This window comes from Paraburkholderia sp. RL17-337-BIB-A (assembly GCF_046025895.1).
Lineage (GTDB): Bacteria > Pseudomonadota > Gammaproteobacteria > Burkholderiales > Burkholderiaceae > Paraburkholderia > Paraburkholderia fungorum_C.
Map to the genome: position 1 here is coordinate 807289 of NZ_JARESY010000003.1, position 12544 is coordinate 819832.

General features: G+C 60.2%; 14 protein-coding genes. 12 read left to right on the top strand and 2 right to left on the bottom strand.

Going from position 1 to position 12544, the window contains the following annotated elements:
- Window positions 1-42: 42 nt before the first annotated feature.
- The 4 genes from P0D84_RS41740 to P0D84_RS41755 all read left to right on the top strand — a co-directional run bounded on the left by P0D84_RS41740 (window position 43) and on the right by P0D84_RS41755 (window position 4864).
- Window positions 43-435: a hypothetical protein gene (locus P0D84_RS41740; RefSeq protein WP_408233107.1), complete on the top strand. Its 393-nt coding sequence runs from the start codon at window positions 43-45 to the stop codon at window positions 433-435.
- Between the two features lie 136 nt (window positions 436-571).
- Window positions 572-1291 (top strand): Crp/Fnr family transcriptional regulator, encoded by a 720-nt coding sequence (locus P0D84_RS41745; RefSeq protein WP_408348289.1) that lies wholly within the window; start codon window positions 572-574, stop codon window positions 1289-1291.
- 373 nt (window positions 1292-1664) lie between these two features.
- Window positions 1665-4619, top strand: coding sequence for an SNF2-related protein (locus tag P0D84_RS41750; protein ID WP_408348292.1), 2955 nt, complete (start codon window positions 1665-1667; stop codon window positions 4617-4619).
- Window positions 4616-4864, top strand: coding sequence for a hypothetical protein (locus P0D84_RS41755; protein ID WP_408348295.1), 249 nt, complete (start codon window positions 4616-4618; stop codon window positions 4862-4864). The genes P0D84_RS41750 and P0D84_RS41755 overlap by 4 nt, the downstream gene beginning before the upstream one ends.
- Before the next feature lie 94 nt (window positions 4865-4958).
- Here P0D84_RS41755 and P0D84_RS41760 read toward each other — a convergent pair whose 3' ends face one another.
- A complete protein-coding gene (locus P0D84_RS41760) occupies window positions 4959-6386 on the bottom strand; it encodes an IS4 family transposase (protein WP_408348298.1) in 1428 nt (475 codons plus the stop codon).
- Window positions 6387-6631: 245 nt separating this feature from the next.
- On the opposite strand from P0D84_RS41760, the gene P0D84_RS41765 reads away from it, so the two are divergent.
- The 4 genes from P0D84_RS41765 (at window position 6632) to P0D84_RS41780 (ending at window position 9317) form a co-directional block, all read left to right on the top strand.
- The gene (locus P0D84_RS41765; protein WP_408348301.1) at window positions 6632-8302 is read left to right on the top strand and encodes a PRTRC system ParB family protein; all 1671 of its coding nucleotides are present in this window, start codon (window positions 6632-6634) and stop codon (window positions 8300-8302) included.
- Between the two features lie 99 nt (window positions 8303-8401).
- Window positions 8402-8878 (top strand): PRTRC system protein E, encoded by a 477-nt coding sequence (locus P0D84_RS41770; RefSeq protein ID WP_408348304.1) that lies wholly within the window; start codon window positions 8402-8404, stop codon window positions 8876-8878.
- A 12-nt stretch (window positions 8879-8890) separates the two neighbouring features.
- Window positions 8891-9109: a PRTRC system protein C gene (locus tag P0D84_RS41775; RefSeq protein ID WP_408348310.1), complete on the top strand. Its 219-nt coding sequence runs from the start codon at window positions 8891-8893 to the stop codon at window positions 9107-9109.
- Window positions 9102-9317: a hypothetical protein gene (locus P0D84_RS41780; RefSeq protein WP_408348314.1), complete on the top strand. Its 216-nt coding sequence runs from the start codon at window positions 9102-9104 to the stop codon at window positions 9315-9317. Before P0D84_RS41775 ends, P0D84_RS41780 begins: the two co-directional genes overlap by 8 nt.
- Here P0D84_RS41780 and P0D84_RS41785 read toward each other — a convergent pair.
- Window positions 9221-9415 (bottom strand): hypothetical protein, encoded by a 195-nt coding sequence (locus P0D84_RS41785; RefSeq protein WP_408349893.1) that lies wholly within the window; start codon window positions 9413-9415, stop codon window positions 9221-9223. The genes P0D84_RS41780 and P0D84_RS41785 overlap by 97 nt on opposite strands.
- On the opposite strand from P0D84_RS41785, the gene P0D84_RS41790 reads away from it, so the two are divergent.
- The 4 genes from P0D84_RS41790 to P0D84_RS41805 are packed head-to-tail and all read left to right on the top strand — an operon-like array spanning window position 9359 to window position 12540.
- Window positions 9359-10351 (top strand): PRTRC system protein F, encoded by a 993-nt coding sequence (locus P0D84_RS41790; RefSeq protein ID WP_408349775.1) that lies wholly within the window; start codon window positions 9359-9361, stop codon window positions 10349-10351. The two genes, P0D84_RS41785 and P0D84_RS41790, sit on opposite strands and share 57 nt — an antisense overlap.
- A gap of 10 nt (window positions 10352-10361) precedes the next feature.
- The gene (locus tag P0D84_RS41795; RefSeq protein WP_408348317.1) at window positions 10362-11090 is read left to right on the top strand and encodes a PRTRC system protein B; all 729 of its coding nucleotides are present in this window, start codon (window positions 10362-10364) and stop codon (window positions 11088-11090) included.
- Window positions 11087-11731, top strand: a complete 645-nt coding sequence (locus P0D84_RS41800; RefSeq protein WP_088176879.1) for a PRTRC system protein A — start codon at window positions 11087-11089, stop codon at window positions 11729-11731. The genes P0D84_RS41795 and P0D84_RS41800 overlap by 4 nt, the downstream gene beginning before the upstream one ends.
- Entirely contained in the window at window positions 11728-12540 is an 813-nt protein-coding gene (locus tag P0D84_RS41805) for a PRTRC system ThiF family protein (protein ID WP_408348320.1), read from the top strand. Before P0D84_RS41800 ends, P0D84_RS41805 begins: the two co-directional genes overlap by 4 nt.
- Window positions 12541-12544: the final 4 nt, after the last annotated feature.

Below are 12544 nucleotides of genomic sequence, written 5' to 3' on the forward strand. Positions count from 1 at the left end.
TCTCGGGCTGACCGCGATCCGGAAGTCAAAAGAGGAAGCATCATGTCGGCGCAGAGAATCTCCTACCGGCGGTATCTGGATATTTCCTGTAAGCGTCGCTCAGCCGTGAGCGATCGAGATATGAACCGCCCTCGCCGGCGAGCCGCCATCGCTTTTTCAGACAACGTTCCGCTGACCCACGGCCATTTCGACCTGTCGCAGAGCAGGGTCGAAATTTTGTTGACGATTGCGCACGAGCTGTTCAATCGTTTGACCCCACTGCGACTCGCGGTTCAAACCCTCCGCACGGCATCTCCGGATCAGCCAGAGATACTCGGGGCGATTGACACGATTGACCGGGAGATTACCAGGATCGCGAGCCTTGCAGAGGATTTGATGGGCCACGTCTTTTCAGGCGAAAGGTTTGCCGACGTAAACGCACCACGCCAGGGCTGACGGTCGGGGCAATGCGCAGCGACATTCTTGCCGTTTGTTCGACGCGCTCACACGGCTTCGTTACGTGATCCTGTCAAGACGACGCCTACGCATGCCGTGCGGTGCGGTGCGGATCAGATGCCTGGGAGCGAAACACATGACGAACGAACATCGTGCCAAAGAGAATCACTTGCTCAGTGTTCTTCCGGACGCAGAATGGGCGCGTCTGGCAGCGCACCTGGTCCCAGTCAATATGCCCCTGGGGCAGGTTGTGTACGAGTCTGACGCAAACGTGGAGAACGTCTATTTTCCGACGACGGCAGTTGTATCGATGCTGCACCTGATGCATGACGGAACGCCCGCAGAAATTGCGATCGTAGGTAACGAAGGACTCGTTGGGATCGCGCTTTTTATGGGTGGAGAGACGATGCCAAACAGGGCCATCGTGCAAAGCGCAGGGCAGGCGTATCGCCTGGATGCCCGAATCCTCAAGGAGGAATTCGACCGGGCTGGTCCGGTGCAGCGGCTATTGCTACGCTATACTCAGGCATTGATCACGCAGATGGCCCAGACGGTCGTTTGCAACCAGCATCACTCGATGGACCAGCAAATGTGCAGATGGCTGCTGCTCAGTGTCGACCGCCTACCGCTGGACGAACAGAAAATGACGGTTGAACTGATTGCGAACATGCTTGGGATCCCAAGGGCCGGCATGACCGAAGTGGCAATGAAGCTGCAGGATGCCGGGTTGGTACGATGCAGCGGTAATCATGTTGAGGTGCTGGATCGGCCGGGACTCGAAAAGCGCGCGTGCGAATGCTATGGCGTGGTGAAACGGGAGTTCGACCGACTGTTGCCCGATATGCAGGCGATATAAAGGTTCTGGCCTGGTTCGCCTGATGTTGGCGTTACTCGCTGCGGTCTGTCGCTGGGCGCGGATCGTTCGAGCGAGTATCCAGAGTGGCCGAGCCGCAGAGCGTCGCATTTTGATCTGCGAGCGTCTCATACTAGCGTGAGATCGGACGACCGTGACGGTAGGCTGGCTGGCTGAAGTGGGTCGACTACGGCCTCTCGGCGGGCGACTGGATCGGTGTTCATGATCACCGATCTCGAAGGTCACGTTGCCGGACCGAGTGATCACGTTCACCGAAATACGCATATTGTCCGAAACAATTCCGCGTTCATAACTGGCCGCAGCACGTCGTCAGCACCTCGGGCAGTTTTTCACGCCCGACGCGATCGCCGCTTTCATGTGGAGTTTCATCAGCGGCTGGCGGCTGGATCGCCGGATACGTCTGCTCGACAACTCAGTGGGTTCGGGAAGGCTGTTTCAGTATGCCGACCCCGAGCGGTACGCGGTTTATGGCGTGGACGTGCATGCGGACGTCATAACGCAGTGTCAGAAGGTGTTTGAAGAAGCGGGTTTCGACTGCGAATTCAGACACGCGGGCATGGAGGACATCCAGCCGACGAACTTCGACATCGCGATCATCAACCCGCCGTTCTCGGTGCACCTGGAGTCGCCGCACCTAAAGCCGTTTTCCTGCACCACCTGGGGCAGATACGGTGCTAACACAAGTGCGCTCAGTCACGAGTACGCGGTGCATCAGGCGTTGGACGCGGCCAATATCGTCGTTGCCTTACTCCCGACCACTACGGCAGAAGCTGTATTGGCCGGAGGACTGGGCGACTCGGCGCAACGCCGCGCAGCGGGCCTGTTCGAGTTGCCACCCGATGCGTTCAGATCGGAAGGAGCAAACGTACGGACGGCTGTCGTGGTGTTCGACCGTTACCGGTCGAGGCCTTCGGACTTCGTGAGAACGAAAATCGAAAACCTCGCGCTACCGGGGCCCGACCTCCGTTTACACCACGAGGATCGAAGCTTTGGCGAACCGCGACTGCGCTTCCAGAAGCTCGATGACAGCGTTCCGGCCATCACGCGGCCTGTGACGGGCAACAAGTCTGTCGTCATCTCGCATGACGGCCGGCGCATCCGTCTGGGCTTCGCCTGCGGCTTCAACGAGGCGATGGTGCTCAACAGTGTCTTCGTTGAGCGCATCTACTCGCGCGACGGCCATCGGCTCCCACGCGGCTTTCGTTACGCCGGTCAGGGGCTGCTCGACATCGAGACGTATCTGATGCAGGGCGATCCGCGCGTCGCGCTCGGCAAGCTGCTCGACCGCATCCGTAGCGTCGGTGGTGAACCGCAGTTCGCGCCAGGCTTCCTTGAGAACCTTGAGCGTCGTTCAAGACGCAGCGAGCGTCAGGCGACACCGCTCAGGCATGTCGCGTGGACGACCGGCGCCGGCTCGGCGGATGTTGTCACCGGATCGGCGCGGGAGACCCACAAGGTCGACTTGTCGCGCTGGGCCAGTCCGCTCGTGATGACGGGTGAGCCGGTCAGCTTCACGCGCGAAGACGATGGCCGATACCGCTATGCCGTGAAGGGCGCTACCTATCATCTGTCGGTCGATGAGTTGAACGCGCGGTTTGCGGTCGATAACGTCGCTGAAGGGTGGGAAGTGGTGCACGAAGGGCTCGCGGTCAAATTTCCACAGCAGGCCGCGGCGCTCCGCGCCAGAGTCCGGGCGCTGGGCGTTGATCGCTGGCTGAACTGGGAGTTTCAGACCGAGGATCTTGTCGAAACGCTGATGAAGCCGTCGGGTTGCGTGATCGCGTGGGAGCAGGGTTGCGGCAAGTCGCGCCTCGCGATTGCGCTCATTCTCGTCGCGAAGGTCAGGCATGGACTCATCGTCGTTGAGTCGCGTCTGATTGACGAGATGATGAAGGAGATCGCGATGCTGCCGATCAATGCGGATGACGTGAAAGTCATCGGTTGTGCGGCGGACCTGAATGATCTGCGACGGTTCAACCTGATCTCCTATGAGCGCTTGCGTATGCCGGTCGACAAGGGGGCGTCGAAGCGCGTGACGTATGCGCACCGTTTGCGGCGGCGCATTGGTCTGCTGGTTGCCGACGAAGGCGAGCGGCTGGCCAATCCGACGAGCGACCAGAGCCGCGCGCTCTGGCAGCTTTCGGCGCGACGCCGTTATGTGCTCACCGGCTCGCCGATCCCCAACTATCCGCGTGACGCTTTCGGGCTGATCGCGTTCTCTGGTGGTGATGGCACCGCAGCGCAGCCATACGGTTACCGGCTGGGCTATCTCGAGGAAAACTGGATCAACACCGTCCAGTATGCGATGCGCGGTGTGGACCGGTTCCGGGATGACTTCGTGGTGCTGGAATGGGTCACGTGGCAGTTCGCGGAGAGCCTGCAAGAAGGGGCGAAGCGTGAGGTGCCAAAGATCGGGAACCTGCACGGCTACCGCGCGATGCTTGCGCCGCATATCAAGCGGCGGCTGGTGGCGGAGCCGGAAGTCGCGAAGTACATCCAGATCGACCCGCCGGAATTCGAAGTTGAGACCGTGGACTGGGACCGTGGCCATCTGGCCACCTACCTGCGAGCGGCCGACGAGTTCGCAGACTGGTATCGCTCGTCACGGGATGACCGTAAGGCATGCAACCTCATCACCATCCTTGCGCGTATTCGTGCAGTGCATTTCGCCGCCAACTTTCCGCAGTACGGGATGGAAGGCGTCGATCGCATTGGCGGCCTGACGAGCAAACAGCGCGCGGTGATCTCACGCATGCGGGAGATTGCGGCCGAGGGAAAGCAGGCGATCGTGTTTGCAGAAAACCCGGGCGTGCTTGATCTTCTCGCACGGGAGCTCGAATCGCACGGTGTGCAGTCGGTGGCGTTTCATGGCGAGATACCGATCAAGCGCCGCGTGTCCGACAAGGACAAGCGGTTCCTGACAGGGCTGGCTACGGGGCTTCTGGCGACAAAGGCGTCGGGACGTGCGGGCTACAACCTGCCGAACGCCGACTACATTCTCTTCTACGACAGGTCGTGGACGTGGCGCATCGAATATCAGGCGATGCGGCGCGCGCTGCGTTGGAACCGGAAGGGGACCTTGACGGTGCTGTATTTCCATCTGCCGGGCAGCATCGACGAGTATCAGGACCAGATGGTTGCGCACAAACGTGATGCAACCCAGGCGGGACTGGACTGGGCGACGCCTGAGCTTGAAGACGAAACGTTCCTGCACATGGATTCGCTGCTGGACCGTTTTGTCGAAGACCTTGCATTGATCGCCGATCGCAAGAGCGGCGACATGCGCAAACTGTTGAAGGAGGCCGAATGAAGGAATCAAAGGTGTCTGTGCTGGTCGGTGAAGGTGTCGTTACCGTGAAGCGCGAGGGATCCAACCGCGCGCTTCAGGCCGATATTCTCGGCACGGTCGAAGCGGACGGTGTCGAGGTGTTGTGTCTCGACAGGCTCGTGCATGCGAGCCACGAACAGCAGTTCGGCGAGTGGACGTTGTCAGGCGCCGTGACGACGCTGCTGTCGAGGCCGCTTGCGGTGCCCGGAGCAACTCTGCCTCAATAGGTGGATTCGACGCTGTAGTGGCGTCGAGCCTGCTTTCTGTTTCAACCCGGCTTCGTGCCGGGTTTTTTCGTTTACGCGAAAGGCATGCTTGTGTTTACCCACTATTTTCACGCCCCAACCAGTATCCGATCTGGATGTCGACAAGCCGATGCATGCCGCGCCAGATGACCTTATTACCGGGCGGTGGATCATTTGCGCGTCCGAGATAGCCGCCCAGCTGGGCGAGCTTGATGAGGCAGCGTGACAGTGGAGGCGCCTGTGCGGTGCGTGCCGTATCCTGGACGAGCTGGTCAAGAAGCGTCACCTCGGTTGCGGTAAGTGCCACCTCCGGAGAGGCCTCGGGTGCAGATCGATTGATCTCGGTCAGCCAGAATACCCGCCACGCAAGGATGCAGAAGATGGCGATCAGGTTGGTCAACCGGCTGGCCGTGCGCAACTGCGACTCTTCAGCCTTGCAGCCGGACTTCAGGTTTTTGTGAAACGTTTCTATTTTCCAGCGCATCGAGTACCAATCGATCTTTTCGATCGCGTCTGCACGTGAGTTCACCGGCAGGTCAGTGACAAGCTTCCATTCGACACGTGGTCGCTCCGCTGGGTCGCCGCGCTCCGTCGCGTGGATGACAGTCAGCCTGAGCGCCGGATAGTGCCGCTGCTTCGCGTCGGGTGGCCAGACCGTGAGGCGCCGATATCTGATCTCCAGCAGCGCCTGGTGAGGGCGCCCTTTGACGTCGCGAAATTCGATCTGGTGCAGCCCCTTCACTCGCACCTCTGACATTTCGTCTGCAACGGTATGCTCACCGTCGCCGGCTAACCTGTTCGTGCAGGTCCGCACCAGAAAATGTGTTCCGAGCTCGCTGGCAGCGCAAAACAGTTCAAAAATGTCGCTTTCCCGGTCTCCGATATGCACGCAGCGATCGGGATCGCCGAGTCGCGCCGTTGACTGCCGCAGGTTCTCAATCCAGCGAAAGCTTTCTTTCTTCTCAATCGGTATGCGCGTGAAATTGACCTTCCTGCGCTTTTTCGCGGTGTCCTTGAATTCCTTGCGGCTCCAGAACTTGATGGCTGTCAGCCCGAGTGGCTGACCTTCAGTTGTGACGGCGAGACTTGAATGCATCAAAATGCCGCATTGTGAGCTTGCCTTGTCGAGACCGTATCGCCGGGCTGCAGTCAGTGTGTTGCTTGCATAACCGATGAGCTCGGGATGTTCCCTTTCGTATGAAAACGTGGTGGTGTCCTGAAGTACCAGGATCGGTCCATCGGTTGTGGAAACGCGCTGCGCGGTTGCCCGGAAATGTCCACTTAGAATGTCCTGCTCACAGACGCGATCATTGTCCATAAAGCGATAGGCCGCCTTGGTGTTGGCCCAGTCCTGACAGGCAAACGGAATGCTCTGGCCCATGCCCTTCCACAATCGCTCGAGTAGCATTGCAAACCGCTTGCGAAGCCGCACGTCCTGAAATTCACTCCCCGCGACCTCCTGATCCAGCCATGATTCGTCATCGGCTTGTTCTAGTTTTTTCATCCATCATGTAGGTATCCTAAATTACTCCAGGTTAGCAGAATTTATAGCTGAGATGTGGGTAATCTCAAGGAAAGGCATGGCGTTTACGCGAGCTTTGCGAGGCGTCGGCTGTCTAGGCGGCGGTATCTTTGCATTATCACCCGCGTCCCTGACGCATCGACTCGCCGGCTTTGCCGGCCCATTGTTGTTCAACCCTTCGGGAACTCACTCCCGACGGGGCTGGGTTCCCTCCCCGGAGACCCACAATGCAACAGCAACCTACTCTTGCCCTTAAACAGATCACCATCGCTGCCAATCCCCGCACGTACTTCGACGCGGCGGAAATGGAAGAGCTGACGGCTTCGGTACGCGAAAAGGGCGTCATCCAGCCTGTCATTGTTCGCACACTCGCCGATGGCGGATTCGCTCTCGTCGCTGGTGGCCGCAGATACAGAGCGGCCATGACGGCGCATGGCGAGGATTACGAGATACCCGTCGTCGTGAAGGAGATCGATGAAGTCGAAGCGAAACTGCTTGCGATCATCGAAAACATTCAACGCGCGGATATGTCGCCTGCCGAGGAAGCCATTGCAGCAGCCGAGCAGGTCGGGCTGTGCAAGGGCGATCGCGACGAAGTCGCGCGCATCTTCGGATGGTCGCGTGCCACGCTCGACAAGCGCCTGGCGCTCATGAACTGCAGTGCTTCGGTTCTCGAGGCGCTCAACACCCGGCAAATCCTTCTGGGTCACGCAGAGCTCCTGGCCGCGCTTCCCAAAGAAACACAGGACAAGCTCCTTCCCGTCATCATCAAGGAAGGCAAGTCGGTCGCCGAAGTGAAGAAGACGATCGAACAGGTCGCCTGTTCGTTGTCTGCTGCGATCTTCGACAAAACCGACTGCGTCAGCTGCCCCCACAACTCGTCAACACAAGGTGAGATGTTCGGCGAGTCCATTGCCACAGGCAACTGTACGAACCGTACCTGTTTCAACGAGAAAACGGAGAAACAGCTTGAGGTGGTGGCCACCGGCCTTCGCGATGATTTCCCCGTCGTGCGTATCGTGCGCGCGGGCGACACCCGCACCCGCATACAGCTTGCTGTGGAGGGTACAAAGGGCGTCGGCGAGGAACAGGCGAAAGCCTGCCACGCGTGCCAGAACTACGGCGCGGCGGTGAGCGGCCTTCCGGACTCAGTCGGCAAGGTCTACAAGGGCCAGTGCTTCGACACCGTCTGTAACATGAAGATGGTGGCAAAGCGCCTGCAGGCTGAAAAAGCTGCTGTCCCGCCGAAGTCTGACGGAAAGGCCGAAGGCACTGGCGCAGCTAAGCCTGCTGCCAAGGCCTCCGGCGCTGCCCAGTCAACGACAAGCAATCCGCCGGCGACGGTGGTGGCTGAATCGGACCGCATCAAGACGTATCGCGTGGCGCTGTGGCGTAAAGCCCTGCGTCGCGAGGTTGGCGCCAATGCCGCGCTGGCCCAGCGATACCTAGTCTCGATCGCTCTCGCCGGACAGGCCCGCTGCGTCGATGATTCGACGTTGAGGGGCATCTGGGAAAAGCTGACCGAAGAAAAGATCGCGGTGTCGGATGTGGCCAAGGCCGCAACGTCCGTGGCCGCCGCTGACGACGACAAGTTCGCGCTTGCTCTCACTGGCGTCACGGTCGCCGCGATCCAGGGTCTGGACGTTCACCATCTGACGAGCCTGTGCCGTCATCATCGACTGGACCTCAATCAGCACTGGAAGCTCTGCAAGGAGTTTCTGGAACTGATCACGAAGTCGGAAATGATGGTGGTAGGCGACGAGCTTGGCATCCGTGCCGCGCTCGGCGACGAGTTCAAGAATGTGTTCAGCAAATCGAAGGCAGAAGTCATCGAGGCGCTGCTCAACGTCAAGGGCTTCGACTACACCGGCAAGATCCCGAAGGTTCTGAAGTATTAACGCGCGCTCTCGCGCATCGACCGAAGCGGACAGATCCTGCCCGCTTCATTTCTTTCATGGACTGCCTCGGGCGGTCCTTTTTTATTTGTGGAGTTTTTTATGTTCGTTGAACTTGAACCGCTGTTGAAGTCGTGTGGTGGCCTGAAGCTGGCGCTGAAGATGAAGGGTGATGCGATGGTCGTGGTCGTCATGCCGGAAGGCGAGGCGAAAGACACGGCGTTGCGTCAGCCGCTCGTCATGACCGCGGCGGCGGCGGAACTGGATGCCGGCTTTGCCGAGCATCTGGCGACGTACACCGGCGCTCATGCGTCGCTGGCTGAACAGGTTGCCGCGACGACGGCAATCCTTGGCGAAGCGCAGAAGGCCCAGGTCACGAAAGCGACCAAAGCACTCTCGGGCAAAGCTGGCAGAAGTACACCAGCCGCGGCCAAATCGTCACCAGACGAGGACGCTGAGGATGACGACAGTGAATCGTCGGAGTCGGACGCACCTGCCGCCGGGAACGAAGGTAAAGCGGACGCTTCGGCGCCTGCTGAGCCTGTTTCGAGCGGCACAGACCTCGCTTCGCTCTTTTAAGGAGGCAGGGTCATGTCGATTTCGATTACCGCGCTCGTTCGCCAGTTCTCGTACAACGGCGTTGCATTTGCCGATCCCGGCCCGGCGTTCTCGCCCGAAGACGTTCGCGATCTCTACTCGGCGCAGTACCCCGAGCTGACGACCGCGTCCGTCGATGGACCCGAACTCTCGGGCGATGTTGCCACCTACAAGTTTGTCCGCGCGGCGGGCGCCAAGGGTTCGTATGCGTAAGCAGACGCTTCTCAAGGCTCTTGCCGACCCGGCCAACGGGTTCAACCAGGAACCGCCCGGAAGGGCGGTTTTTTTATATGACGACGAGGTTCGCCAATGCTGTTCGATCCTTCATTCGCTGATAGACCGGTCGATGCGGGCGTCGGTGCGTCCTGGCAACCGCCAGTCGCTGCCGTTGCCCAACATCGATCTGCCGATTGTGTTCTGACACTTCCCGATGTTGCCGAAGAAGTGCCCGTGGCTGCGTCGGTGAAATGGCGCAACGATGCGTCGCTTGATGCGATCGTGCTCGAGCAGTTCCGTCACGGTCCGCTTCTCGCGGCCGATGTGGAGGCACCGGTCAGTCCGGTCGACGCTCTGCAGCAGGCCTTCTTCGCGTGGGTGCGCCGGCAGTTGCCAGCGCCGCTTCGGTTCCTGTCATTCCGACTCGAGCTTTGCGACACGAATGCGGTGATGGATGCCATCCAGCATCAATATGAGCACCATGATTTCAAGCCTCGCACGCCGTTGCATCTGGGCGTGAAGTGCATGGACGAGTGGGTGCACGAGGTGGGGGCTCTCGCAGAACCACTGCGCCGCGCCCATCCGCTTTTGCTGTACACGATCTTCAATATCGTTGATCGCGTTTCTGGCAAGACGGTTCTCGTTCGCACCCCTGGCTGGTTCCTGTGCGAAGCCTCCTGTATGCATTGGGAGGGTGACGAAGGCGCGAAAGATGATGACGTGCGTGAGTTGCTGAAGGACTTCTATGGGGAGGACGACGACGTAATCGATCGATATCTCCCGTCCGTACTGCGGCCGCTGCTTTGTCCCGACGAGCTTCGTGTGCCGGGGAAAGTCGAAGGGCGCCGCGCTCGGTCGTCCGTCCTTTCAGACAACGAGCTGCGTCTGGTGCGAACGGCTTCACCGGGACTGGTCGCAAGGGTTTGTGATCATCTTCTCGTGCTGAAACAGTTGCTGCGCAAGGCCGGCAAGTCCGACTGCCTGGCTGATGGCTATGACGCGCAGCCGATCTATTCGGGTTGCACGTTCGTTCTCGCTCACAACGAGCGGACCGGCGAACTGCTCGACGACCACATGAACAACGCCTTCTCGGCGGGTGAGTCGTCCGAGTACAGCCGTTTCATTTCCTTTTCCGACACACGACCGGGCATCCGCGCGCAGTACGCGCAATGGAGCCTCGGTTTGCGCATGCTCCATCACCTCGATCGCCTGATGGCGCTGGTGGTGGACCCTAACTAGGAGTTTTCCAATGAATGATGTTTCGATTGGCCAGACGGGTCACGACGTGGCGCTGTCATCGGCCCTTTTGCTCTATACCGGTCCGAACGGTTCGCACTATGCAACGACGCATCCTGTCGCTGCAGAGCGCAAGACCGGACGGCCGATCATCGGTGCAGGCCGGCCGCTGGATCGCAAGGCCCTTATCGACGCGCTGGTGCAGCTGGATCGCAATGCCGCGCCGAAAGCTGACTTCCTCCCGGCGACAGTGCTGGGGGTGACGTCGGCCGCAGTGACGTGGTGGTGCCCACCGGCTCCGCGCCGCGTGTTTTTCAAGTGCGAGGAACTCGGTGAGCGCAGTGCGGTGGTACGTCATCCGGGACTGGTCTTTCAGGCCAGCACCAATGGCTTCAGTGTCTTCGCGCTGAAAGGCGACGGCAGACCCGACCCATCGACGCCCCTTTTCGAGCCTCCGTACTTCAACACGTGGGACCGAGGCAAGATCTGCATTGGCTCGGCCAACGTTCCGCGTCGGATTGACATCGCGGCGATCGCTGGTTGGGAAGAGGGCTTTTTCACTTCGGCCTTCACGCACCCCAACCACGGCAGCAAGCGTGTCGAGTACAAGAACGGCTTCTACGCGTTCTGGAAAGACATGCTGGACGGCGGCTTCGAGGCATTCCCGCTCGATGTGCTGGTGCCGATGAAAGGCGCGACGGCGGGCAAGCTCGTCGCCGGAAAGATTGGAGGTCAGGAATGAATCCAGTCGATCAGGTGCTTCAAGGCTCTTTCCCGTCCGTTATGGTGCCAACGCGCGAACCGGTTGTCCCGATGTCCGCACCGGGCGAACGGCTGCTGATTGCGTCCAATGGTGTGTTTATCGAAATCGACCGCCCGTGGATAAGGCTGGTGAGGCGTCTAGGCTCGTTCAGCTGGCGCACGCCCGTGCCCTACGGCAAGGCGGCCGATGCGACAGAAGTCCGCTGCGGCGCGGTGCCGGCGGAACTGGTTGCCGGATTCGCCCGCATGGCTCGTGCAGCTTTGCCCAACGAGGTAGGGGCGTGGATAACCTGGAACGCGTCGACTGGCGCTTTCCGGCTGCTTCCGCTCCCTTCGTTGTCGCACAGTCCGGCGCACCTTCAATACGAACGTCCGGAGCTGCAGGCCGGCGAATGGCTGGTGGTTGACTGTCATTCGCATGGCCGCGGCAGGGCGTACTTCTCGCCGACCGACGATCGCGACGATCAGCACGATGTAAAGCTGGCGCTGGTGCTCGGTCACTGCCATCAGGTGCCGTCCGTCGCGCTGCGGTTGTGCGTGAAGGGGCGCTTCGAAGTCCAGAGCGCTGTACCTGAGCGCTGGAAGGCAGCGTTGGCTACGTCGGCTGCGGAGGTCGTATGACGCTTCTACATACGACTCCGCCGCACATGCTGAGTGGGCCCTGGAAGGTGGTGGTTGTGGGCGCTGGCGGTACTGGCAGCGCCTTGCTTCCTTCGCTTGCGCGGCTGCATCACGCAATGATCGAGCTCGGGCACCCGGGCGGGATCGAAAGCGTGGTCTATGACGACGACACGGTCAGCGAGTTCAACGTTGGCAGACAGGGCTTTTATCCCAACGACGTCGGCCAGTACAAGGCGACGTTGCTGGTAAATCGCCTGAACCTGCTGATGGGCACGAACTGGACGGCCGAGCCGCGACGCGTCGATTCGAAGCTGAATCTGTACGCGGACATGGTGATTGGTTGCGTCGATTTGCGGCGTGCGCGTCACGCGATTGCGCAGGCGGCCAAGCGCGGCAAGGTTCGCTATTACCTCGACTGCGGCAACGAGCCGGATCGTGGTCAGGTGATTCTCGGTGAATTCGGCAAGGCACGGCATGACAGGTTGCCCCATGTGGGCGACCTGTTTCCCGACCTGCTGAATCCGAAGAATGACAAGGGCGACGATGCGCCGTCCTGCTCGATGGCCGATGCACTGCGCAAGCAGTCGCTGGTCATCAATCAGGCGATCTCTGTGCAGGCGTTCAATCTGTTGTGGTCACTGTTTCGCAACGGTGGCCTCAACTTCTCGGGCGTATTCGTGAACCTCGCAACGGGGCGAACGAACCCGATTCCCATCGACCCGGCGGCATGGGCGCGCTTTGGCTATGACGCGCCAAAACCGCCTGTGAAAAAGACCAGAAAGCCTGCGAAGGCCAAGGTCTCTGTCTGAGTCG

Bases quoted from the DNA above. Each gene is read 5' to 3' on its own strand.
- P0D84_RS41740 (WP_408233107.1), top strand. From the start codon at position 43: ATGTCGGCGCAGAGAATCTCCTACCGGCGGTATCTGGATATTTCCTGT.
- P0D84_RS41745 (WP_408348289.1), top strand. From the start codon at position 572: ATGACGAACGAACATCGTGCCAAAGAGAATCACTTGCTCAGTGTTCTT.
- P0D84_RS41750 (WP_408348292.1), top strand. From the start codon at position 1,665: ATGTGGAGTTTCATCAGCGGCTGGCGGCTGGATCGCCGGATACGTCTG.
- P0D84_RS41755 (WP_408348295.1), top strand. From the start codon at position 4,616: ATGAAGGAATCAAAGGTGTCTGTGCTGGTCGGTGAAGGTGTCGTTACC.
- P0D84_RS41760 (WP_408348298.1), bottom strand. From the start codon at position 6,386: ATGAAAAAACTAGAACAAGCCGATGACGAATCATGGCTGGATCAGGAG.
- P0D84_RS41765 (WP_408348301.1), top strand. From the start codon at position 6,632: ATGCAACAGCAACCTACTCTTGCCCTTAAACAGATCACCATCGCTGCC.
- P0D84_RS41770 (WP_408348304.1), top strand. From the start codon at position 8,402: ATGTTCGTTGAACTTGAACCGCTGTTGAAGTCGTGTGGTGGCCTGAAG.
- P0D84_RS41775 (WP_408348310.1), top strand. From the start codon at position 8,891: ATGTCGATTTCGATTACCGCGCTCGTTCGCCAGTTCTCGTACAACGGC.
- P0D84_RS41780 (WP_408348314.1), top strand. From the start codon at position 9,102: ATGCGTAAGCAGACGCTTCTCAAGGCTCTTGCCGACCCGGCCAACGGG.
- P0D84_RS41795 (WP_408348317.1), top strand. From the start codon at position 10,362: ATGAATGATGTTTCGATTGGCCAGACGGGTCACGACGTGGCGCTGTCA.
- P0D84_RS41800 (WP_088176879.1), top strand. From the start codon at position 11,087: ATGAATCCAGTCGATCAGGTGCTTCAAGGCTCTTTCCCGTCCGTTATG.
- P0D84_RS41805 (WP_408348320.1), top strand. From the start codon at position 11,728: ATGACGCTTCTACATACGACTCCGCCGCACATGCTGAGTGGGCCCTGG.